Origin of the sequence: Euzebya pacifica (genome assembly GCF_003344865.1) — a bacterium.
Taxonomy (GTDB): domain Bacteria; phylum Actinomycetota; class Nitriliruptoria; order Euzebyales; family Euzebyaceae; genus Euzebya; species Euzebya pacifica.
In genome coordinates, this window is the sequence record NZ_CP031166.1 from 208,217 (window position 1) to 228,996 (window position 20,780).

Sequence of the window (20,780 nt, forward strand, 5' to 3'; positions counted from 1 at the left end):
CCGCCCATGAGCACCCAACGAAGCCTGTTCGGTCGGATCACCGACACCGTCCGCCCATCCCGCGCACGGGCACGCGACCGACGCGACCGGATCGCCGGAGCATTGCTCGGCGTCCATGTCGGTGACAGCCTGGGGGCGACCCATGAGTTCGCGTCCGGGCCGAACACCGGGGAGCAGACCCGCGACATCGTCGGCGGCGGGACGTTCCGGTGGGAAGCTGGCCAGCCGACCGACGACACCGACCTCACCCTTGCGGTGATGCGGGCCCACCTGGCCCATCCCGATGATGACGATGCGATGGTGCGTGACGCCGCTGATCGGATGGTCGCGTGGATGGAGTCCGGTCCGCGCGACATCGGCGGGACCACCCGCAAGACGCTTGGTGCGGTGAGGAACGGCGTCCCGCTCGGTCAGACGGGGGCCACCCACGAGCACAGCGCAGCCAACGGGTCGTTGATGCGGTGCATCCCCACTGGTGCGTTGATCGCCGACCCCGCCCGACGGCGGGTCGTCACCGACATGGTGGGCGGAATCACGCACGGCTTGCCGGTGTGCCGGGACAGCTGCATCGTCTACAACGACGTGGTTGCCGCCCTCGTTGACGGCGCGGACTTCGAGGACGCCGTCCGCGATGCCGTTTCTGACCCGCGCATCGCCATCGAGGTCCGCGACGCGGTCTTCGATGTGTTGTCGGCAGGTCCCGACGGGCCACCGCCGGTGGAGTACGGCCAGAAGCAGGGATGGGTGCTCGGCAGCCTCCGCACGGCAGTGTGGGCGGGGCTGCAGCCCGATGGTGAGCAGGCGTTGATCGAGGTGGCCAACGCCGGCGGTGACGCCGACACCAACGGCGCGATCGCCGGCGGGTTGATCGGTGCCCGTGATGGCATGTCGGCGCTGCCCGAGCGATGGTTGGACACGATCTGGCACCACGACGAGATGGTCGATGCCGCTGCGGTGTTCGCCGACCGCCGAGAGCGGGAGGGCAGGGCCTTGCGCCGACGGGACCGGGTGGACCGGCCTGGTCGCGGGGATCGGGGCGGGGTGGGGTCGGCAGGCGGTCCCTACGGGGCGGATGCGTCGCGTCGGTGCGGTGCCGCGACCAGGGCGGGGGGGAGGTGCCAGCAGCGGATCGCCAACGGCACATGCCCCCACCACGGGAGTATCGGTGGCCCTTCACGGGGCACTCCGAGAAGGGTCGCGGCGCGCGCGGCGATCAGGGACCCGTTCGTCCCGTAGGGCCGTGGGCGGCGGCTGCGTCGGTGGGGAACTGGCCGAGTTCGGCGACGAGGCCGGAGATCCGGTCGGGAGGAGCGGGGCGGGCGATGCCGAAGCCTTGCAGCATGTCGACGCCGAGGAGGCGCAGGGCCTCTCGTTCGCCGTCGTGCTCGACACCTTCTGCGGTGACCGACAGGCCCAGGTCATGGGCGAGTCTGACGAGGTGGGTGAGGACGACACGGGCGGGTCGGTCGGTGTGGACGTTGGTGACGAGCGCCCGGTCGAGCTTGATGGTGTCGAAGGGGAACCGGGTGATGCGGGCGAGGGAGGACTGGCCGGTGCCGAAGTCGTCCACCGCGGACCGGCACCCAAACTCCCGGAGCCGCTCCAACGTCTTGGTTGTGGTGACCGGGTCGAGGATGGCCGACTCCTCAGTCATCTCGATGACGATCCGCGACAGCGGGACCTCGTGACGGGCCGACGCGGCGACGAGTGACTGCTCAAGGTCGGGTTGGGTGAGATCGGAGGGTGCCACGTTGATGTTGGCCGACAGGATGAGCCCGTCCCGGGCCCACAGGGCGAGGTCGGCCATGACCCGGTCGACCATGGCTGCGGTCAGGGCGGAATCCATCCCCATGCGTCGCACGAGCGGCAGGAGCTTGCCGGGGGTAACCAGCTCGTCACGGTCGTACCACCGAGCGAGTGCCTCCACGGCAACCACCCGGCCGGTGAAGGCCTCCACAATGGGTTGGTAGTACGCGTCGATGCCGCCGGAGCGGATCGCGTCGAACAGCCTGGTGGTCCTGGCGAGCGCTTCGGCGTCGGTGGCGTTGGGTTCGGCGTTGATCGTGATGGCGCCGGGTCCCGCCCCCAGTGCGGCTTCGGCCCGGACCAGCCGGTCCCCGCGGTCGCTCCGCGTGTCGTCGGGGTGGGGGGCGGCGACGCCGATCTCGGCCTGCAGCACCACGGGGATGCCCATCACCGTCCACCGGCGCGTGAGTTCCTCGCGCATCCGCACGGCATGGAGCCTGGGGTCGGCCAGACAGATGGTGGCCAGGATGTCGGGCGCCACTCGTCCGGTGAACATCGACGGGTTGAGCGTCTCGAATACCCCGGCGACTTCTTGCAGGACGGCGTCGGCGAACCCGTCCCCGAGGGCTTCGCGGCATCCGTCGAGCCCGTGGAGTCGCACGACCATGGTGGTGGCGTCGGGGTGGTCGAGCTCGGAGGTCTCGGCGATGAATCCGTTGCGGGACCGCAGTCTGGTCGTCGCGTCGGTGGCGACCGCACGGGAGTAGTCGTTGGCGCGTGCGGTGACGAACGACAGCGCGATGATGGCCGGTAGCGCTGCGGGGAGCACGGTGGGGTGGGTCATGGCCACGGCCAAGAGCAGGGCACCGGTGCTGGCCGAGGTGAGGATGCCGAGCGCTGGGATGTTGCCGGACAGTTCGGTGAAGCGGGTGCGTTTCCCGGTGGCCGCCCTGCTGATCGTGGAGGACACGAGGCCGCCCAGGAGGTCGGCAAGGACCACGCCAAGGACGAGTCCGACGAAGGGTGCTCCGGTCCGGGCGGCGATCATGGCGGCGACGATTCCGCCCAGGCCGGCCTGAACGATGGTGACGGCGGCGTTGACGAGGGTCCGCAGGGTCCCCACGCGCCTGGTCAGCGGGACGCTCGGGTGCGGGTTGGCGATTGCGCCGATCAGTTGCCCGGTCCCACCGATGATCCCGATGAGTGCCAGTCCGACCGTCGGGTTGAGCATGGTGGCGGTTACATAGCCCGCGCTGGACAGCGAGTACATCGTGTCGCGCTGCCGGACGGGGAAGGCATCGAGAGCCGCCCCGAGGAACAGCAGGAGCAGGGGGCCGACGATCGGTCCTGTCGCCTCGGGAAGCCTGATGGCAGCCGGGACGGCGAGCGCAGCGGCAGCGATCATCGCCACCGCGACGATGACGGCGAAGGTCGGGGTGGTCGGACGTTGCGGCAGTCCCGTCAGCCGTGCGGCGACCGCGACGAACCGGCCCCTCCTGTCGCCGCGCGAATCGCTCATTGCACCAGCCTGCCTCATGCCGACGACGGCGCGACACAGCCCCGTCCGGTGTCACACCGCAGGCCTACGATTCCCCTTGTATCGAACATGTGTTCGATGCAGGATATCCCCATATTGGATTGCGCCCAACGCAACACAATCGCTACGATAATTAGCACACTTGGTTCGGCGGTCGCAACCAAAGCCGAACCGCCCCGTCTGAATCGTCCCGGTCGCGCGGGATCCGGGCGGGACGTGTGCGCCCATCACCCGTCGACAGGACACGCACCATGACCCGACCCCTCGTCCACCCACCCCTCATGGCGGCAACGGCATCCCTCGCGCTGCTCGCAACCGTCCTCACCGCCACGCTCGCCACAGCCGCGCCGGCGTCGGCGTCGGCCAACGAGTCCGACCTGACCATCACCTACTTGTCCGGCGGAGCCGCCGACGCTGCGGTCTACCGGGCGTCCTGCGGCGAGCAGACCCTCGTCGGCGCGGGCAGCGGAACCGCCGACGCGATCCGCCAACACCTGGTCAACACCGGCGACACCCACCTCGACCACATGGTCATCGGCAACAGCGGCCTCGACCACACCGGCGACGCCGCAACACTGATCGCCGACGGCACCATCACGATCGGCAGCCACGTCGACGGGTTCCTCTCGCCCGAAGACGGCACCACGGCCGCCTACGCGGACTACTGGACCGCCTCCCGCAACGCCGCTCACCGCATCGTCGACATCGGCGACACCATCGCCATGTGCGACGCGACGGTCGCCATCACCGTCGTGTCGGCCGGCCACGACGGGACAGCCGCCGACGGCACACCGGTGACCACCCCCGACGACCGGGGCCTGTGCCTGCTCATCGAGTCAGCCACCGGGTTCCGCGCGGCCACGTGCGGCGACATCGCCGGGACCGACACACCCGACCGGGCCGACGTGGAAACCCCCGCGTCCAACACCATCGCCACCACCGGCCTCCTCACCACACCAGGCCCCGTCGACGTCGTCACCGTCAACGACCGGGGCGGCTGGTTCAGCAGCAACCGGCAGTGGGTCGACGGCCTCGTCCGCCGTACCACGGCCACCAACCCCACGGCCGTGCCCGTCGCCGTCGTGCAGTCCGGCCCCGACGGGTTCGGCCACGTCCACCCCGCCGTCAGGGGACGCTACGACGCCGCCGGTGCCGACTGGTGGCAGACCCTCAACGACGGCACCACCGACGCTCCCGAGGGCACCGACCTCGACGGCACCGTCACCGTCACCGTCACCAGCAACGGCTTCACCGTCACGGGCGACGCCACCGGACGCACAACCAGCAGCGGGTTCGTCGGCGGGACACCGGGCACCGATCCGATCCCGTCCGGCACCGTGAACGTGATCCTCGCCACCGACCCGGTCGGCCACGCCATCGACGTCTCGCGCTCCCGTTACCCCGACGGCCGACGCCCCGCCCACGTCGTGCTCGCCTCCACCCGGTCCTTCGCCGATGCGCTCGCCGGAACGAGCCTGCTCGGCGACGGCCCACTGCTGTTCACCACCCCCGACCGGCTGGACCCCGCCACGGAGTCGGAGATCGACCGGCTCATGCCCGACGGCGGCACCGTGTACGTCCTCGGCGGCACCGCCGCGGTCGCGGTCACCCCCGACCCCGGCCGTCACGACGTGATCCGCCTCGCCGGGGCGGACCGGATCGGCACCGCCGCCGCGATCGCCGCCGCCGTCGCCGCGTCCCGTCCCGCCCCGACCGTCCCCTTGATCGCCCGTGCCTACGGCGACGGTGCCACCGGGTGGGCCGACTCCGTCGCCGCAGGCGGCTACGCGGCGCACAGCCGCTCACCGGTACTGCTCGTCGGAGCCAGCCTCCCCGAGGCCGTGGCCAACCACATCGACCGGTTCGACGTCACCACGGTCCGTGTCCTCGGCGGCCCCTCGGCCGTGCCCGACTCCGTCAGCGACGCCCTCGCCGCCCTCGGCGTCGCCGTGGAGCGGCACGCCGGACCGGACCGGTCGGCCACCGCGACAGCCGTGCAGGACGACCTGTGGGGGCAGCCCAGCGGCGACCGGTACGTGATCGATGGCTGGACCGAGCAGGCGTGGGCCACCGGGATGGTCGTCGCGGGCCTGTCGGCCGACCGCAAGGCACCCGTGCTCCTCACCTCACCCGACGCGCTGCCCGACGCCACCGCCGTATCGATCCGTTCCGCCACCGGCGCCGTCGACGCCGTCGGCCCGTTCACCGCCGAACAGGCCGACCGGCTCGCCGAGGTCATCGGGGCACAGGTGGCAGCACGCACCTGACCACCGCAGGACGGTCCGGCCCCGACGGCTTCCAGGCCACCCGTCGGGGACCGGGCCACCCGGGCAGACTGGACGCGTCGGTGGCGTCGACGACGATCAGGGGCATGAACAACGCCACGACCGAGCGCCCGCTCCGCATGACCCCACCGGAGGTCGCCGAGGTCATCGGCGTCGTGGCCGAAGCACGCAGCGTCGGGCTTGCGGTCCCCGCCACCGCCCGACTGCTCGAGGGGTCGTTCACGATCGCCGATCTCGCCGAGGCGCACCTCGAACTCGAGGACGTCCGCCGCCGCCGCCTCCCTGGCAAGGCGGGCCCCGCGGTGTACGGACGTGCTCGCGTCGCGGCACTGCGGGCCCAGCTCGTCCTGTGTCCCGACACCGCCCCGCCGCCTGAGGCCGGAATGGGCCATCCATGAGCACATGGGCGGTCGGCAGCAACCAGCACAAGAAGGTCCCGGCGGCCACGCAACCGCCGGTGGCCGCACCGCACGCCGCAGCGGCGGCCGGTTCCGACCCGATGTCGACGTCGGCGGGACGACAGGGACGCATCGAGGCCAGGAACCGCCTGAACGAGGCCATCGACGCGCTGTCCGGTGGCAATGAGGACGCCGTCCTCGCGACCTTGCACGCCGCCGATGACGCCGACCATGCCCTGGGCGCGGCGGCGGCCCACTACCCACCGGACGGGACCGTGGAGTGCATGGCCGGCGGGCCCGGTCCGCCGCTGGAACGGGCGGCCATCCACCTGCGCGCCGCAGCCGGGCACCTGCGCGGCCGGTCGGGCATGGACGACCACGACAAGGCGTCGGCGCTGCTGTCGGCTCGGGCACGGATCGGTGCCGCCCGCGAGCTCCTCGCCCCGCTGATCGGCGGATGACGACCCCATCCACTTGACCCCCAAGAACCTTAGTGCTAAGATCCATAGCACAACGACAGCGATCCGGTTCGGGAAGGGACGGGACATGCACCTCAACGCCACCCCCATCGCGGGGACCTACGCCATCGGCGGCACCGACACGCTCCTGCGACTGCCGGCGACCACCGCCAACGCGGCCCCCGGCGACACCATCGTCTACAGGGGGCAACGGCAGGTCGCCACCGGCACCGACGCCGACGGCAACCTCCACACCACCGGCCCGTCACTACAGGCCGGCACCCCGATCATCCTGCTCGCCGCCGCCGTCCCCAACACCATCCCCACCGACTGGATGGCGACCCTGTGACCGCCGACGAACTCGCCACCAAGGTCGCCACCGGCACCCCCAACGAGATCATGGCCTCCAACGCCCGGATGCTCCGCGACCTCGCCGACGCCTTCGACCGGGGCATCGACCCCACCCGTCCCGTCACCCCGCAGATCATCGAGCTGGTCAACAAGACCGCCAACCTGCTCCCGTCCCTCGTCCTCGGCAACCTCACCGAACTCGCCGTCAACGCCGACCAGATCCTCGGCCACCTCGCACCCGCAGGAGCAGACGATGCCTGACACCACCGCGACCGACGCGACCCAGGCCCACACCGACCTGTCCGCAGCCGACCTGCGCGACTGGATCGTCGACTACGTCACCACCGAGGCCGGCGACCCGGAGACCCTGCACGGCCGCGGCGGGTGGGTCGACAAGGACGGCGTCAAGTGGGCCGCCGCCAAGGCCTTCGGCGTCACCGGATACGTCGGCGGGCGGGGGTTCCCCCAGACCGACCGGGACCGACTCAACGGACGCGTCGACCGGGCCGTCAAGCGACTCGCCGACGACGGTGCGTTGATCGTGGCCACCAAGGCCCACCCGCCGCCCGGACTGCCCGACGGCCCCGTGGACGCCTACGGCGACAACGCGGGCCGTCCACGCCACAACAACGGCACCCTCATCACCACCCCGGAGGTGCTGACCGACGCCATAGCGGCCAAGCGGACCGCCGACCGGCGCGACCGGGACGCACGCGAACGCGCGGCCACCCTCGCCCGCACCGTCGCCACCGCCGTCGGGTTGGACCAGCCGCCCCGCGTCACCGTCCTGCGCGACGGCTCGGTCCGCCTCGAACTCACCGCAGCCCAGGTCGCCGTTGCACTCGGGGAGGAGTAGCCGATGCCGACTGCGCCCAACAGCACCGGGGTGTTCTTCGCCGGTGCCACCGACCGATCCGGCACCCACGGCAACCGCTGCCCCAGAACCGGACCCACCGACCGCGGCCATGCGGCCATCGAGACCAACGACGTCGTGCTCGCCGCCCCGGCCGCCACCGAACGACTCACCGCACAGGAGACCCCGTGAAACGCGCCCCGATGCATCCACACCCGCCCGGCCTGGACCTGGTCGACAACGGCCCCTTCTGGATCCGCGTCATGGACCACGAGGGCGGCGAACCCAACGGTGCCGCCAACGTCTTTGAGGGCCACACCACCTTCACCGCAACCCCGCTGCCGTACCGCAAGGCATGGGGGCACCGCTACGAGGTCACCATCGACGCCTGCCCGTGGCTCAACCCGTTCCTCGCCCGCGTCGGGCCCGGTTCGATGTTCACCGAGTACCGCGACGGCCAGGACACCATCGAGGTGGGGGAGCGGTACTACGTCGAACTGCTCGACCGCAAGGGCACCAAGGACACCGTCCCGACCGCCAGCGAACTCGAGGCCGCGATCCTCAAGGGACTCGCCCCCCACGGCATCACCGCCATCACCTTCGGCTGAGGACCACCCCCCATGACCACCATCGCCATGCCACCCGCAGCCGCGCCCTCCGGCGCCCCGACCATCACCTGGCAGCCCACCGCCGACGGGACCGGGGAGCAGGCACCGCTCGGCCGGCACCCGTGGCTGCCGGCCACCTCCACCTTGGACCTCGTGGTCTTCGACAGCGACAACGGAGGGACCGGCTGGGCGATCGTGTCCGTCGACCCGCAGGGCCGGCGATCCACCCTGAACGCGTTCGGTCGCGACTGGGATGGCACCGCCGACACGATCACTGATGCCAAGGACTTGGCCGTTGCCGCCTACGACGCGTTGATGAATTTGCCGTTGTGGGCGCTGCGCGACCAGGCCGTCGTCACCGGCGACCACCGCGCGACCGGAGGGGCCTGATGCTCAACATGCTCTCCGACCGTGAGGCCGATGCCCTCGCGGCCGTCCGCGACGCCCTCCCCGAGCCGTACCAGACGTTGCGGCTCCCCACCACGACCAACGAATGGCACCTCGACTGGGCCTACCTCGTCGCCGTCGTCGTCCCCGACCCCGACCGTGACTACCGGCCGATCATCGAACCCGACGACGACGAGCTCGTCACGATCGGCCGGTACCTGGACCACCGCCGCAACGAGCTGTTCGCCAACCCCGACCGCATCCGCGACCAGCGTCCGTTGGACGTCGACACGACCGTCAACACCATCGTGCTGGCCAAGCGGAAGGACGGCGGTTGGTGCTTCAAGCGCGCCTCACACCGGTCCGGCATGTGGCCGTACTTCAACGACCCCGACCGCCCCCCGATGGACTTGGATGCCCTCCTTGACCTCATCGAGGGTGACGGCAGCACAGGGGAGCGCTGGCAGGCCCACAAAGGCACTCACCCGCTTGTGGGGGCCGACGTCCGATGACCGTCGCCTCCGACATCGCGGACCGCCTGTCCAACAGCCACGAGACGTTCTGGGGCACCCGGTCGTTCGTCACCGTCGCCATCCCGAACCTGCTGTACCCGACCCCGCCGCCACCCGGCGACCGCATCACGGCCCTGCTCAACGACGGGTGGGAGGACAACGGTGCGGGCTTCCAGCGGCCGGTCCCGGACCGTCCCGACCGCACCGAGCACATCCTCATCGTCCCCTACGTCAACCATCCGCCCGAGCCATCCCGGACCATCGTTGCACCCGACCCGTCCGACACGGTGCGTCTCGACGCTCCCGAACCTGCGCTCGTCGACGAGGTCGTGGCGCGTGCCGACTGGGTCAACACCCACGTGCACCTGTCGCCGACCAGTGGCAACCGGGCCATCGGCGCACCCGAGTCCACCGCGATCCTCGATGGCCTCCCCGACTGGTTCGACGCCTACGCCGACGCGGTGTTCTGGGCCAAGACCCAGTACGCCGACTTCACCGCAGACGCCGTCGAAGTGACCTTCTCCGTCAAGCAGCAGCACCGCGACGACCTCGCCAAGGCGGTCACCCGCCTGCTCGACACCGACGACCGGATCACCCTCGTCGACCGTCCCGCCACGACGCCATGACGATCACCCGGGCACCCCGGCCGCCGCGCACCCCCGCATCATCGGAAACCCCATGAGCACCGACAACTACCGGGCCGCCCACCGGCTCATCCGCGACCACGGCTTCGTCGTGACCGGAACCAGCCGCCGGGAGACGGCCACGCTCGACCTGCCCGACGGCAACCGGGCGACCATCATCAGTGACGTCGTCAAGGGCCGGCTGACCTCCTGCGCCATCAGCGGACAGGGGTGTGTTGCCCTCTCGATCCTCACCGACCGACTCGACCGCACCAAGGAGAGCCAGTGACCGCCGCCCCGACCGCACCCGCCACCATCGACCAGGTCGATCACACAGCCGGATGCGACTCGTGCGGCGTCGGACTGGGCGGCGTCCCGATCCGCCTCGCCGACCACCTCGTCCTCCTTGTGTCCGGCCGCCGCCTGTACATCTGCAACACCCACAAGGCCGCCCATGGCCACGCCATGGTCGCGCAGGGCGCGGCGATCATCCCGATCGACCGGTGATCGGAACGGCCTGGTCATGAGCGCGCACGGGGCGCAGCCCTCACTTCCGTTCTCTGCTGAGGGCCCCGCCCCATCGGCTGGTTGCATCCGTGCCACGGCACCTCGACCCGGAATGGCGGAGGCATGACCGCACACTGGGAGACCCCGTCCGGCAGGCCCAGCCCTTGGGATGGCGTGGAGTTCCACCCCGACGAGGCCGACCGGTGGTCCGCTGCCGGGTTCACGGCCGCCGCTGCCACCGCATGGTTCGACGCCGGGTTCGACTCTCCGGACGAGGCTGCGGACTGGGCAGACGCCGGCATCGACCCCGACACGGCGATGGGCTTGGCCGCGACGGGTGCCTCACCGAGCCGCCCCGCCCGCACCGCCTGACCCGTCAACGGGCCGCTGGCGGCGCAAGTGCAGAGGGGGCAGGGGTCGCCCGGTTGGTCCCTGGGCCGGGCTCATGCCCATCGAGCCCGAGGGCGACCCGATCGCCCACTCCCGCACTGATGCGGGCATGGGGGCCTCCGTATCGTCCCACCAAGCGTCGAGCTCCTCCTGCTGCCGCCTCTCGTCGGCCTCGGCCTGGAGTCGGGCTTCTACAACGAGTTCCCGTGACCGCACAGCGGCGTCAGGGACGGCGAAGACCACATCGGCGCGGTTGGTGAAGTTGCCGTCAGCGATCGGCACCAGCCCGTTGGCGAACCACGCGAATGGTTTGACGCCGCGCTCGATCTCACCGTCGGCCACTAGGGTTCGCAAGGCATATGCCTGCCGTTGCTTGGTGACCACGAAGGGACCGAACACACAGCCCAGAACGCCGCTGATATCGGAGTCTGGCACCCATCCGCTGGAGGCCCATGCGTCGAAGGGCAGTCCCTCGAGGGCCGCCCGGCCACCGCGGACGACCTGGTGCACGAACCTGCGGCGCTCCGCGGGTGTCGGCTCGTAGGGGCCGAGAGGCAGGTCATCGGGGACATCGGGGGTGTCCAGGCCGAGCCGGACCATCAGGCGCCTGTCGTTGGCAAGGACGACATCGATCGGTTGGCCGTCAAGGACCATGTGACGGACCACCGCGATCGCCGTGTCGCGGTCGACCTGCGGTGCCTTGCGTTCGTGCTCGGCGCGGGACTCCTCGGACCACCTGCTTCCCCCCATCGGGCCCTGGGAGACGGGCACCCATCCGCCCTCCTCGCCCGTCGCAGAGATCAGCGAAAGGCTCCACAGGGTTTCGGCGGTCTCCGCGATGCTCAGCTGTCCATCCGGTGTCGTCATGGACAGGAGGATACGGAATAGCCGTTCTGCACCGTTTGGGGTTGCACAACGGCCGGGCGCACCCGGGGCTGGCCATGCCGCCGGGGCGGCAGCGGAATGACCGGGGCATGCGAACTGCCACCGCACCGTCCGCGCCGGCTGTCGTCTGCGGGTTCCGTGGATGCGGCCACCTGGTGCGCAGACGCGGCGACTGCGGTGGCCGTCAGTGCCCCCGCAGCATCGGTGCCGAGCTCGTCCGCCATGCCGAACTCGGTGACGACACCGGACTGCTGGCCCAGGCCTTCAACGACCCCTTCACCCCGCCGAACATCACCGCCGCGCCGGCAACGGGTGGGACCAGCGGGTCGCTGACCAGCCCCGAGGCGATGGCCGCCATGATCACGGCCGGCTACGACGACGATGACGGTGACCGCCGTGCCGTGGTCGACACCGCCGCAACCCTCGAAGCGGCCATCCGCAGCATCCCCACGGCCGCCCTGATCGACGCCGCATGGGCCGACACCCCCCTTGCCGCCGCACTGGCCGACGGCCCAGGCGACGGCACCTCCGGCTTCTGGACACGCACCGCTTGGGGTGAATGGACCCGCCACCCCGGCGGTTCGGCCGAACCCGACGACCCCGGCACGGTCGTGTTCCACCCCGGCGACACCAAGGACCTGCGTGCCCTGTCCCGCCAGGTCCGACGCGACGCGGTCCACCGGCTCGTCCAGTTGTGGGCCGTAGACCCCACCGGCCACCCGCAGACCCGCGCAATGCAACGCATCGCCGCCGACGCCATGGCGCGCGACCCGCGCGGGTTCACCCCCGACCCGGCCCTGACCGGCCGGGACAAGGTGTACGCCGAACTCCTCGCCGCGCAGTACGACCACACCCAACGGTGGCTTGCTGACCGGGGAATCGAATGGGTCACGCTGCACCGCGGAGAATCCGCCACCGGCCGGGGCTACCGGCGCCACCCGATGGCGTCGTGGACCACCGAGGAATGGGTGGCCGACTGGCATGCGACCGGCAGCCTCAGCAGCGGTGGCACCCCCGGCTCCGAACGGGTGGCCACCGCCGACATCCCGGCCCGCGACATCATGTCGGTGCCGACCACCGGGATGGGCACGATGACGGAGTACGAGGTTGTCGTTCTGTCCCGCGTCCGTCCCGACCGGGCCGCCGTCAGCGGGCGTGCCGCATGACCGCCTCCAACGGTCCCGCACCGTTCCGTTGAAGGCCCACCGGGCAGCACCCGTACCGATGAGTCCCGGCTGCGGACGTCCCGTGACGCTATTGAGGAACATCGCCGGATGGGCGCCGCAGCGGCGGTCGCGATCGGCAGGCCATGACCGTTCGTAGGTCAGACGCCGGGCAGAGTTGCTGGCCGACGCCTGACCGGTCGGCTGGTGGTGTTGGGCGGAGCCCACGCGTTCGCGCGTGAACGATGCCGCAACGGTCGACCATGCAGGGGCATGGACACCAACGAACGAAGCCGACCGGCACGTCATGGGGTCCCGGCGCCCGCGTCGGGCCTCCGCAATGCCGACGGGTCACCGGTGACCACCGTGCGACAGCTCGTCGGCCTGATCGAGCCGATGACGGTCGAAGCGTGGCTGGCCACGACCTCGGCTGCCAACCCGCACCCCGACCTGACCCGAGACCTTGTCGTGCGGGGGTTCCTCGCCGGGTGACCGGGCAGGGCCGGAGCCGCCGGAAACCCTTGCGGGGACTGCGGTTTTGGTTGTCGCCCAGCCCACATTCACCTTGATCCGAACATCCCTAAATGCTAATATAAATAGCAGTACGGAGGTGTTCGGGAAGGGACAGAAATGCTCATGGGGACAACACCCACGATGTGCGTGGAAGGCCAGATCATCACCGCCCAGCGCACCGACACCGACACCGTCATCGACATGGTCGGCACCTACACCTCCGACCCCCAGGGCGCGGTCCACACCATCACCGTCGCCGTCCCCATGCGCAACGGCGACCACGCCACCATCAACCGATGGGCAGCCGCCGCCGCAGCCGTCCGCCTCTACGCCGACGACACCGGCCGCGTCCTCTGCCTGCAAGGCAACGGGATCCTGTGGCCCCGCCCCCACCCCGTTACCGCCTAAGAACCCGGGGACGTCTCGCGACGACGCCCGAGACGTTGCGGTGCAACACCCCGCCACCCCGGACGCTCAACGTCGGCCCAACCATCCCGGCAACGAACCCTCCCGAAGCGGAATGGACACCACGCCAGTCCGAACCCCCGCTAGGAGACCCCCGATGCCAACCGCCCTCCCGGTCCGCACCGACCGGGTCGTGGTCGTCACCGACGCCCCGCCCGCCTCAGCCGTCAGCCTCGGCCCCGCCGCCGCCATCCTCGCGGAGGTCGCGTCCAACCAAGCCGTCTTCGGGCACGTCTTCGGCATCCCCGTCTGGCAGCTCCGCCGCATCCTCGCCCAGGCCGCGATCGACGCGACCATCGCCCGTCGTGTCGCGTTCGTCTGCGCGGCCGCCATGCTCGACGCCACCATTGCGCCCGACCGTCCCGGCACCCTCGCCCAGCGCGCCATCGCCGGTCTGGACGCCATGCCCGTCGACCACCCCGCCGCCATCACCGTCGCACTGATCGTCGGCGCCGACCCCGACCTCGAGCACGCCGTTGCCCACGCCGCCCGCAAGCTCCCCGCCTGGATTGCCGACTGGACCGGAACGGGCCGCTGAACACCCCCACCGCAGCGGCTCAACCCCCCTGTGCTTCCTCCACGGACTCGTCACCACCGCCCACGCCGCATTCGTCGTGGTCGGAGCGGGTCTGCTGCTGATCGTGATCGACGCCGGCGTGCACGGCCAGGCAGCAGCCATGGGAGCCATCGCCGTCGTCCTGCTCGGCTGACCGGCCCCGGGGCCTTCGCCGCCCAACATGACGCCGCAGCGCGGAACACCGGGCCCGCCGGTCCACCATCCGGAACGGAAACCCCGACCCGGAGAACGCCATGCACGCCGCCACCGCCAACCTCTACGAGGTCCTCGGTGTGCCCCAAGACGCCGATGCCGACACGATCAAGAAGGCCTACCGGTCCGCCGCACGGACCTCCCATCCCGACACCGGCGGCGACGAGGAGACCTTCAAGGCCATCGGTGAGGCCTACCGGGTCCTGTCCAACCCGTTGCTGCGGCGCGAGCACGACCGTGCCCTCGCGCACCCCCTGCACGACGCACCCGGCCCCGACCCGGCAACTGGCACCGACGGCTGGGAGGACCCCCACGCCGACCAGTGGGACGACGTGCCCACCAGCGACCCGCAGGACGCATGGGACGACGTGCCCGTCGACGACGTCTGGGAGGACGCATGGGACGACATCGGCCCGTCTACCGGCCCCGATCCGCAACAGACCTGGTCCTCCGGCGGCAACCCCTGCTCGATCGGCAACCCTGGGGGCAGCACCGTTGCCCAGGCGCTGCTGGACCGGCTGCCCTCCACCGCGTTCGTGTTCCACCACGTCATCGCCGGCGGACTCCGCAGCCGCGTCGACCACGTCGTTGTCCATCGCGACAGCATCCTGCTCGTCCACGACCGCACCTGGCCGTCGGGAACCCACACCCTCCACGGCGAAACCGCCCACCTCGACGGACGCCGCAACCGCAGCAGCGACCCCGGACGCACAATCGCTGCCGACACCGCCCTGCTCGCAGACCTCCCCGTTGACCAGCAGTGGACGATCAACAGCATGATCGCCGTCACCCCCGCCGGCACCGGCCCCATGGACCTCACCGGATGGCACCACCCTGCCACCACCGCCGTCCCCATCGGCCTGTTCGCCGACGCCGTCACCGCATGGGCAGCCGAACGGGCCGCAGGGCCTGCCAGCCCGGCAGTCATCGACCATCTCGCCACCCGGACCCGACGGTCCCGCACCGTCACCCACGACTTGCCGGTCGCGCCACGCACACCCCGCAAGGCCTTCACCGGGCTCGGCCGAACAGCCGACCGGATCATCGCGGCAGCCACCACCACCGGCCTCGCCATCGCCACCGCGGCCTTCGCGCTCCTGTGGTTCATCCCGCTGCTGACGACCAGCGACCCGTTCGCCGCGCTGCCCACCGGATGGCAAGCCGCCTACGCCGGCCTCGGACTCGCCCTTGCCGCACGTGTCCGCCGCAACCCGACAGCACCCACCGACACGCTCCCGCCGGTCGACATTGCGCACGCCGCCCACCCGACCAGCAAACGCACCGACCCAACCGACTGGCTGATCAGCCGATCCGTCATGCTCGCCGCCGCGGTCCCCGCAGTCAGATGGGCCGCGGAACGGTTCCCGTTCGGCCTCGGCCCGACCGCCACCGGACCACTGCTCACCTCATCCCGGTTCGCCGCCGCCCTCCTCACCGCAACCACCGCACTCCTGCTCGCCAGGGCCATCCTGCGGCCAGGGACATCTGCGGCCGCCTGGGCTGCGGTGATGTCAGCACCGGCCCACCGGTGGCCCATGACGCTCAACGCCCTCAGGTGGCACGCCCACACCGCACCGGTGCACACAGCCGTCAGCCGGCTCGACACCCACCCCGACAGCCGCGCGACGGCCGCAGCGATCCGGTCGTCATGACCGAACCCCGTCGTCAAGGTGTCCGAGCCCGGGCAGTAGCGCCGTCGCCACCTGCGGGTGGAATGGGAACGGCATGAACAACAGCCAATGCGGAGCAGCGACGGGTACCGGCCGCCCGTGCACCCAGCCGGTGACCATGGCCGGACACTGCGCAGCCGGACATCCGGCGCGATCCCGTCCCGCAACCACAACCGCAACCATGCGGGCATCCGCGACGTCGGTTGCTGCCTCGGACCCGATGACGGAACCCGCAGCCGGCCTGTCGCCCACCCAGATCGGCGACCGGCTCGACGCTGCCGTCACCGTGCTGTCCGGGTCGACGGATGGTGAATGGGTCAGCGATGACTACGACCTGACCGCCGCCGACTGCCGCAAGACCCTCGACGAACTCGCACCACTGGACGGCCAGATCGGCAAGGACAGCGTCCCAACCGGGCTGGCCGACGATGCGCTGGCCGACCTCACCATCCGCGAACTGGTCCAGCATGCCCACCTGAACCTGACCAGCGCCGCCCACCGTGTGCGCCGCGACGGGTTCGCCGACGACCGGGCCACACAAGAACGTGTCGCGTGGGAACGCAACCGCGCCAAGGCCTTCCTGACCGCTGCCGTGATCGCCGATTCCGCCCACGCCCACGGGCAGAAGCTCAACCGGATGGGCGGAGGGGCTGACGGTGGCGGGTGGACCAACCGGGGCGAGATCGCCACGTCCACCTCCCGTGCGCTGGGCCGCACGGCCACCGACGGTGAGACCAGCCAGTGGGCTTTGCGTGTCGCCGCCTGCGGTGTCACGGTCAGGAGTTGAGCAGGTGGGCAGGTCCAAGAAGGAGTCACCGTCGTCCGTGGCCATCGACCTGCCCGCCGACCTGACCGACATCCCGTTGCGGAACATGCGGTCGGGGTTCTGTTCCGACCCGTCCGCAACCCACGGGCACGACCAATGCGACCCGGTGGTGGTGAACAGGGGCGGGTCCGACAAACTTCTTCGCTGCCCTTGTGACTGCCATGAATGGCTTTGGGCGGCCGCGCCGTCGTCACGCGTGAACGCGTCGGCGACCATCCGGTCACTGATGGGCTACGACGCCGCTCCGGGCACCCAACGGGCACTCGACCTGGCATCCTGACGGCCTCAAGGGTCAGGTCGAGGACGTCGGGTCCCGCGTCACGTCAAACGATGCGGTCCCTGAACCCGACGACACGACGTGGCACACCAGCTCCAACCGGCGTGACTCGCCCTGCTCCATCGGATCAAGACGGGTGACCGCGCCGCCCGCGACCGGCTGCCAGCGGTCATCAACCGGTGTCAGGTGCAGCGGCAACGACGCCACGACCGTGACCGGTCCGCATCGGCGGGAGGCCTTCGCGGTGGCGGCCAGGGTCACCCTGCCGCCGACGACGCCGGCCGGGGCGGGTTCGGGGCGGACGGTCACGACGGGGAACGGGTCCACCGCAACGGTCGGAGCCTGAGCCGTCACGAGCAGCGGCAGTGGTGGGGGGAGCAGCGATGAGGGGATCTCCACGTCGTTGGCGTTCAACGCCGACACGACCCGGACGACGGTGGGGCGCGGTACGGAGATCGCGACGTTCTTCGGTGCCCAGGGCGGAAGGTCGTCCACGGTGACGGGCAGCACCAACCCCTCCACGGCGAGGCCCACCCGGCGGATCGGATGGTCGGAGACGTTGAGCAGGCCAATGGCGACCGTGCCGTCGGGTGGGGCCGGTGGTTCCCCGATCCGCATGGCCGGCGTCTGGATGGTTGGGGCGTCGACCTCTTCCGCCTGGTCCACCAGGCCCTCGGGCCCGTGGATCTGCAACCCGGGGAGTGGTTCGAGGTCCTCGGGGCGGTGCGCGGATATACGCAGCGTGATCGGCAGGAGGTCCGCGGGCGGGTCGCCGCGGTACTCCACGGCGTCACGGCTGGCGTAGGCCCATCCGTCGCAATCAGCGGGGTCGAACTCCCATCCCATCGACAGTGGCTGTACGGCTTTGCTGCCCCCGGTCGGGTACCACAGAAGACGGCAGCGGGCGCCCGCAACGGGGGTGTCGAGCAGCCGGATGTCCTGGGGCGCGGGAAGTGTCACGTCCGTTCATGGTCACAGACGGCGACGACTCGGCAGCATCTGTCCGGTCCGACGTCCCACCCGACATCCACACTGGCCTCCCCGCCCCCGTTGCCGGTCGGTCCGGAATGGGAGGGGTACCCGCCGAGCACGAGAGGAGAGCCATGCACCCCATCAACGTCGACCACCTGGCCTCCCACCACGGCATCCAGTACTTCCGGGAGTTCGTGCGTGGCCTGCCGGTGACCGCCGGCGGGCCGTCCCGCGCGTTCCTGCACATCCGGGCGGAACGAACCGATGGGGAGGTCACGACCCTGGTCCGGCGCTCGTGGCGGCTCCCGGTCGGCAACCCCGACCAGCTCGACTGGACGCTTGCGGTGCAGGCCGCAACGGCCGGGGTCAACGGGGACCGGATCGTGTGGGTCGCCGCCCACGTCGACGACCCCTCCGAGGGCGGCCTCGCCGACGTCCGGGTCTCCTCCCACCTGACCGCCACGGCCGACGGGATGACCGGCAGGCGGATGCCGTACCGGGTGCTGCGCGTCACCGATGACGGTCCGGTGCTGGTGTGGAGCGACACCGGGGTGATCGTCCCCCGACGTCGGCTCCGGGCCGCCGAACACGTCCTGGGCAACTTCATCGGCGAACCCACCCCCTGAGCCGGGCCCGGCGCGAGTGCGTGCGACGAGATCGCGCTGACCCTTGCCGACATCGCTGTCATGTGCTATCGTTCTTAGCAGTTGAGGTGGATGGGTGTCACACCCTCATGAGAACCTCGGAATGACAACCCCCACCACACGCACGAGACGCGCGGAGGACCCCATGAGCAACGACACCATCGACCCGGCCCTGCTGACCGCAGCCGCCATCGGCGCCGTCGGCCCGGCCAAGGGCGGCATCTCCTACGGGTGGAAGCTCGACGTCATGGACGCCGCCGCCGAACTCCTCGGGTTCGTCGGCTACGACATGGCCAACCTGCTCGAGTGCGTCCAGTTCAACGGCATCCTCCGCAAGGTCGACATCAGCCCCGGCGGTGCTGGCTCCGGTGCCGGCAAGGGCCGCCTGCGCCTCTACATCGAGTCGGAGAACGTCGACCGGGGCGACACCAAGGCCGGCGAGATCCAGACCATCGCCTCCCACTTCGCCACCTCCGTGGCCGGCAAGCGGATGCAGGCCAAGGCCAACGCCCTCATCGGCCACAGGGTCCGCGTGTTCAAGCAGGCCGACGAGATCAAGGAGGGGGAGCACGCCGGACGCAAGACCTGGGTCGTCGTGGCCCTCGTCGACCGGGGGCCCGAGGGCGGCTACGGCAACACCGCCGACGCGGCCCCGCCCGTCGAGCAGGCACAGACCAACCCCAAGCCGGCGTCCGTGACCGCCGCCCCGGCGCCCGTCGCGGAGGCCGCGCCCGAACCGGCCGGAAAGACCGCACCCGCGCAGGCCGCCCCCGCGCAGGCTGCTACTGCCAACGACGCCCGCAACGACGTCCCGACCACCGGCAAGGCGATCGTCGCCAAGGCCGAGCAGACCCTGTCGCTGGACCGCGCGACCGTCGTGTCCATCGCCGAGGCCGCCGACCTGTTCAACAAGACCGCCATGGCCGACCCCGCCAAGCGCGCCGAACTGTGGGGCCTGCTGTGCGACCACGCCGCAGCCCAGGTCACCGAGGAGGCCGAGGCCGCCCTGCGGCAGCCCGAGGACGCCGTCTTCTAGCCGCCACGACCCCGTGGGCGGACCCCCTTCCCGTCCGCCCACACCCCCACGACGCCCCGCCGGCACCCTTCCCAACCCGCCGGCGGGGCGTCGTGCCGCCTCCGGACGGTTGGACCAGCACCGATGATGCGACACAGTGGTCTGTACGGACCACCATTCAGAACGACGTGACATGACGACGGCGACGGACCACGATCAACACCCGACACGAGGAGTGTGAAGGAAGGCCGGTGTTGGGCCAGCACGACGCGACCCGAACCTGCGGATACACCACCGCAGACGGCTTGGCATGTCCGGAACCGGCCCGTCCCGGCGAAACCCGGTGCGCCGAGCACGCCCCGGAACGGTGGACCACCGGAGGACTGCTCGGCCTCACCGACCTCGACATCCGCATCCTTCGCTCCCAGGGCATCACCCCGGAGCAGGTCGCTGCCTACCCCCGCCACCTCGTGCCGTCATCGATCCGCGACCTCGTCGAAGCCGGAATCGGACCCGAGCGCGCCCAAGGATGGCCGCAGCGGTTCACCTTCGGCAGTGAGCTGGTCGCGATGATCACCGCCGGGCTGGACCCGGCCACCGCCGACCCCTACCCGGAACGGTTCTCCGGATCGGAGATCGTGGAGCTCCACCGGGCCGGCCTCACACCTTCCGCAGCCGACAACTGGCCCGTCCGATTCGACGGCCACGACATCGCCTATCTCGCCGCCAAACGGCTGCCGCCCCGCTACTGCGACGCCTACCCCGACTGGATGGCCCCCTCCGTCATCGCCCGACTCCACAGCGTCGGTGTCACCCCCGAGGTCATCGCGGGCACCGCTGACATGTGGACCGAAGCGATGTCAGAGGACGAAATCGAACAGTTCCTGTCGCTGCTATGACCTCGACGGCGAACGGGCGTTCCCGCA

At 70.8% G+C, this 20,780-nt stretch carries 28 protein-coding genes; 25 read left to right on the top strand and 3 right to left on the bottom strand.

Annotated elements, in window-relative coordinates; all coding sequences use genetic code 11:
- The first annotated feature begins 6 nt into the window (after positions 1-6).
- Positions 7-1,236 carry an ADP-ribosylglycohydrolase family protein gene (locus DVS28_RS26165; RefSeq protein ID WP_114594603.1) on the top strand — a complete coding sequence of 410 codons (1,230 nt, stop codon included), beginning with the start codon at positions 7-9 and terminating at the stop codon, positions 1,234-1,236.
- Here DVS28_RS26165 and DVS28_RS26170 read toward each other — a convergent pair.
- Complete coding sequence (locus tag DVS28_RS26170; protein ID WP_164711112.1) at positions 1,214-3,265, bottom strand: EAL domain-containing protein; 2,052 nt, start codon at positions 3,263-3,265, stop codon at positions 1,214-1,216. The two genes, DVS28_RS26165 and DVS28_RS26170, sit on opposite strands and share 23 nt — an antisense overlap.
- Before the next feature lie 269 nt (positions 3,266-3,534).
- Between DVS28_RS26170 and DVS28_RS26175 the strand changes: the two genes are divergently transcribed.
- The 14 genes from DVS28_RS26175 to DVS28_RS26240 all read left to right on the top strand — a co-directional run bounded on the left by DVS28_RS26175 (position 3,535) and on the right by DVS28_RS26240 (position 10,637).
- Positions 3,535-5,550, top strand: coding sequence for a cell wall-binding repeat-containing protein (locus DVS28_RS26175; RefSeq protein WP_114594605.1), 2,016 nt, complete (start codon positions 3,535-3,537; stop codon positions 5,548-5,550).
- A gap of 104 nt (positions 5,551-5,654) precedes the next feature.
- Positions 5,655-5,966 (top strand): hypothetical protein, encoded by a 312-nt coding sequence (locus tag DVS28_RS26180; RefSeq protein WP_114594606.1) that lies wholly within the window; start codon positions 5,655-5,657, stop codon positions 5,964-5,966.
- Positions 5,963-6,427, top strand: coding sequence for a hypothetical protein (locus tag DVS28_RS26185; RefSeq protein WP_114594607.1), 465 nt, complete (start codon positions 5,963-5,965; stop codon positions 6,425-6,427). Before DVS28_RS26180 ends, DVS28_RS26185 begins: the two co-directional genes overlap by 4 nt.
- Before the next feature lie 85 nt (positions 6,428-6,512).
- On the top strand, positions 6,513-6,773 hold the full coding sequence (locus DVS28_RS26190) for a hypothetical protein (protein WP_114594608.1): 261 nt from the start codon (positions 6,513-6,515) through the stop codon (positions 6,771-6,773).
- A complete protein-coding gene (locus DVS28_RS26195; RefSeq protein ID WP_114594609.1) occupies positions 6,770-7,036 on the top strand; it encodes a hypothetical protein in 267 nt (88 codons plus the stop codon). Before DVS28_RS26190 ends, DVS28_RS26195 begins: the two co-directional genes overlap by 4 nt.
- Entirely contained in the window at positions 7,029-7,631 is a 603-nt protein-coding gene (locus DVS28_RS26200; RefSeq protein ID WP_114594610.1) for a hypothetical protein, read from the top strand. Before DVS28_RS26195 ends, DVS28_RS26200 begins: the two co-directional genes overlap by 8 nt.
- Positions 7,632-7,634: 3 nt before the next feature.
- Positions 7,635-7,820, top strand: a complete 186-nt coding sequence (locus DVS28_RS26205) for a hypothetical protein (RefSeq protein WP_114594611.1) — start codon at positions 7,635-7,637, stop codon at positions 7,818-7,820.
- Positions 7,817-8,236, top strand: coding sequence for a hypothetical protein (locus tag DVS28_RS26210; protein WP_164711113.1), 420 nt, complete (start codon positions 7,817-7,819; stop codon positions 8,234-8,236). Before DVS28_RS26205 ends, DVS28_RS26210 begins: the two co-directional genes overlap by 4 nt.
- Before the next feature lie 12 nt (positions 8,237-8,248).
- Entirely contained in the window at positions 8,249-8,626 is a 378-nt protein-coding gene (locus DVS28_RS26215; protein ID WP_114594613.1) for a hypothetical protein, read from the top strand.
- Entirely contained in the window at positions 8,626-9,135 is a 510-nt protein-coding gene (locus DVS28_RS26220) for a hypothetical protein (RefSeq protein ID WP_114594614.1), read from the top strand. Before DVS28_RS26215 ends, DVS28_RS26220 begins: the two co-directional genes overlap by 1 nt.
- Positions 9,132-9,761: a hypothetical protein gene (locus DVS28_RS26225; protein ID WP_114594615.1), complete on the top strand. Its 630-nt coding sequence runs from the start codon at positions 9,132-9,134 to the stop codon at positions 9,759-9,761. Before DVS28_RS26220 ends, DVS28_RS26225 begins: the two co-directional genes overlap by 4 nt.
- A 52-nt stretch (positions 9,762-9,813) precedes the next feature.
- A complete protein-coding gene (locus DVS28_RS26230; protein WP_114594616.1) occupies positions 9,814-10,047 on the top strand; it encodes a hypothetical protein in 234 nt (77 codons plus the stop codon).
- Positions 10,044-10,265, top strand: a complete 222-nt coding sequence (locus DVS28_RS26235) for a hypothetical protein (protein WP_114594617.1) — start codon at positions 10,044-10,046, stop codon at positions 10,263-10,265. The genes DVS28_RS26230 and DVS28_RS26235 overlap by 4 nt, the downstream gene beginning before the upstream one ends.
- 123 nt (positions 10,266-10,388) lie before the next feature.
- On the top strand, positions 10,389-10,637 hold the full coding sequence (locus DVS28_RS26240) for a hypothetical protein (protein WP_164711114.1): 249 nt from the start codon (positions 10,389-10,391) through the stop codon (positions 10,635-10,637).
- Here DVS28_RS26240 and DVS28_RS26245 read toward each other — a convergent pair.
- Positions 10,608-11,522, bottom strand: a complete 915-nt coding sequence (locus DVS28_RS26245) for a hypothetical protein (protein ID WP_114594619.1) — start codon at positions 11,520-11,522, stop codon at positions 10,608-10,610. The genes DVS28_RS26240 and DVS28_RS26245 overlap by 30 nt on opposite strands.
- 107 nt (positions 11,523-11,629) lie before the next feature.
- Between DVS28_RS26245 and DVS28_RS26250 the strand changes: the two genes are divergently transcribed.
- From DVS28_RS26250 to DVS28_RS28840, 7 genes are all read left to right on the top strand, one after another.
- Entirely contained in the window at positions 11,630-12,706 is a 1,077-nt protein-coding gene (locus tag DVS28_RS26250) for a hypothetical protein (RefSeq protein WP_114594620.1), read from the top strand.
- Positions 12,707-13,060: 354 nt separating this feature from the next.
- Positions 13,061-13,195 carry a hypothetical protein gene (locus tag DVS28_RS30085; protein ID WP_281273565.1) on the top strand — a complete coding sequence of 45 codons (135 nt, stop codon included), beginning with the start codon at positions 13,061-13,063 and terminating at the stop codon, positions 13,193-13,195.
- A 144-nt stretch (positions 13,196-13,339) separates the two neighbouring features.
- Positions 13,340-13,624, top strand: a complete 285-nt coding sequence (locus tag DVS28_RS26260; RefSeq protein ID WP_216826643.1) for a hypothetical protein — start codon at positions 13,340-13,342, stop codon at positions 13,622-13,624.
- A 154-nt stretch (positions 13,625-13,778) separates the two neighbouring features.
- Positions 13,779-14,219 (top strand): hypothetical protein, encoded by a 441-nt coding sequence (locus DVS28_RS26265; RefSeq protein ID WP_114594623.1) that lies wholly within the window; start codon positions 13,779-13,781, stop codon positions 14,217-14,219.
- 272 nt (positions 14,220-14,491) lie between these two features.
- Positions 14,492-16,102: a J domain-containing protein gene (locus DVS28_RS29820; RefSeq protein WP_245973675.1), complete on the top strand. Its 1,611-nt coding sequence runs from the start codon at positions 14,492-14,494 to the stop codon at positions 16,100-16,102.
- A 238-nt stretch (positions 16,103-16,340) separates the two neighbouring features.
- On the top strand, positions 16,341-16,907 hold the full coding sequence (locus tag DVS28_RS26280) for a hypothetical protein (protein ID WP_114594625.1): 567 nt from the start codon (positions 16,341-16,343) through the stop codon (positions 16,905-16,907).
- Positions 16,908-16,944: 37 nt separating this feature from the next.
- Positions 16,945-17,226 carry a hypothetical protein gene (locus DVS28_RS28840; protein WP_164711115.1) on the top strand — a complete coding sequence of 94 codons (282 nt, stop codon included), beginning with the start codon at positions 16,945-16,947 and terminating at the stop codon, positions 17,224-17,226.
- A gap of 12 nt (positions 17,227-17,238) precedes the next feature.
- On the opposite strand, the gene DVS28_RS26285 is transcribed toward DVS28_RS28840, so the two are convergent.
- Positions 17,239-18,183 (bottom strand): hypothetical protein, encoded by a 945-nt coding sequence (locus tag DVS28_RS26285; RefSeq protein WP_164711116.1) that lies wholly within the window; start codon positions 18,181-18,183, stop codon positions 17,239-17,241.
- Between the two features lie 143 nt (positions 18,184-18,326).
- Here DVS28_RS26285 and DVS28_RS26290 point away from each other — a divergent pair, with 143 nt between their 5' ends.
- From DVS28_RS26290 to DVS28_RS26300, 3 genes are all read left to right on the top strand, one after another.
- Complete coding sequence (locus DVS28_RS26290) at positions 18,327-18,821, top strand: hypothetical protein (protein ID WP_114594627.1); 495 nt, start codon at positions 18,327-18,329, stop codon at positions 18,819-18,821.
- 163 nt (positions 18,822-18,984) lie between these two features.
- Positions 18,985-19,875, top strand: a complete 891-nt coding sequence (locus tag DVS28_RS29370; RefSeq protein WP_216826648.1) for a hypothetical protein — start codon at positions 18,985-18,987, stop codon at positions 19,873-19,875.
- Positions 19,876-20,159: 284 nt separating this feature from the next.
- A complete protein-coding gene (locus tag DVS28_RS26300; RefSeq protein ID WP_164711117.1) occupies positions 20,160-20,753 on the top strand; it encodes a hypothetical protein in 594 nt (197 codons plus the stop codon).
- The last annotated feature ends 27 nt before the right edge of the window (positions 20,754-20,780 follow it).

Bases quoted from the DNA above. Each gene is read 5' to 3' on its own strand.
- DVS28_RS26260 (WP_216826643.1), top strand. From the start codon at position 13,340: ATGGGGACAACACCCACGATGTGCGTGGAAGGCCAGATCATCACCGCC.
- DVS28_RS26225 (WP_114594615.1), top strand. From the start codon at position 9,132: ATGACCGTCGCCTCCGACATCGCGGACCGCCTGTCCAACAGCCACGAG.
- DVS28_RS26230 (WP_114594616.1), top strand. From the start codon at position 9,814: ATGAGCACCGACAACTACCGGGCCGCCCACCGGCTCATCCGCGACCAC.
- DVS28_RS26175 (WP_114594605.1), top strand. From the start codon at position 3,535: ATGACCCGACCCCTCGTCCACCCACCCCTCATGGCGGCAACGGCATCC.
- DVS28_RS26205 (WP_114594611.1), top strand. From the start codon at position 7,635: ATGCCGACTGCGCCCAACAGCACCGGGGTGTTCTTCGCCGGTGCCACC.
- DVS28_RS26250 (WP_114594620.1), top strand. From the start codon at position 11,630: ATGCGAACTGCCACCGCACCGTCCGCGCCGGCTGTCGTCTGCGGGTTC.
- DVS28_RS26280 (WP_114594625.1), top strand. From the start codon at position 16,341: ATGACGGAACCCGCAGCCGGCCTGTCGCCCACCCAGATCGGCGACCGG.
- DVS28_RS26240 (WP_164711114.1), top strand. From the start codon at position 10,389: ATGACCGCACACTGGGAGACCCCGTCCGGCAGGCCCAGCCCTTGGGAT.
- DVS28_RS29820 (WP_245973675.1), top strand. From the start codon at position 14,492: ATGCACGCCGCCACCGCCAACCTCTACGAGGTCCTCGGTGTGCCCCAA.
- DVS28_RS26190 (WP_114594608.1), top strand. From the start codon at position 6,513: ATGCACCTCAACGCCACCCCCATCGCGGGGACCTACGCCATCGGCGGC.
- DVS28_RS29370 (WP_216826648.1), top strand. From the start codon at position 18,985: ATGAGCAACGACACCATCGACCCGGCCCTGCTGACCGCAGCCGCCATC.
- DVS28_RS26220 (WP_114594614.1), top strand. From the start codon at position 8,626: ATGCTCAACATGCTCTCCGACCGTGAGGCCGATGCCCTCGCGGCCGTC.
- DVS28_RS26245 (WP_114594619.1), bottom strand. From the start codon at position 11,522: ATGACGACACCGGATGGACAGCTGAGCATCGCGGAGACCGCCGAAACC.
- DVS28_RS26170 (WP_164711112.1), bottom strand. From the start codon at position 3,265: ATGAGCGATTCGCGCGGCGACAGGAGGGGCCGGTTCGTCGCGGTCGCC.
- DVS28_RS26215 (WP_114594613.1), top strand. From the start codon at position 8,249: ATGACCACCATCGCCATGCCACCCGCAGCCGCGCCCTCCGGCGCCCCG.
- DVS28_RS26180 (WP_114594606.1), top strand. From the start codon at position 5,655: ATGAACAACGCCACGACCGAGCGCCCGCTCCGCATGACCCCACCGGAG.
- DVS28_RS26165 (WP_114594603.1), top strand. From the start codon at position 7: ATGAGCACCCAACGAAGCCTGTTCGGTCGGATCACCGACACCGTCCGC.
- DVS28_RS26200 (WP_114594610.1), top strand. From the start codon at position 7,029: ATGCCTGACACCACCGCGACCGACGCGACCCAGGCCCACACCGACCTG.
- DVS28_RS26265 (WP_114594623.1), top strand. From the start codon at position 13,779: ATGCCAACCGCCCTCCCGGTCCGCACCGACCGGGTCGTGGTCGTCACC.
- DVS28_RS26185 (WP_114594607.1), top strand. From the start codon at position 5,963: ATGAGCACATGGGCGGTCGGCAGCAACCAGCACAAGAAGGTCCCGGCG.
- DVS28_RS26290 (WP_114594627.1), top strand. From the start codon at position 18,327: ATGCACCCCATCAACGTCGACCACCTGGCCTCCCACCACGGCATCCAG.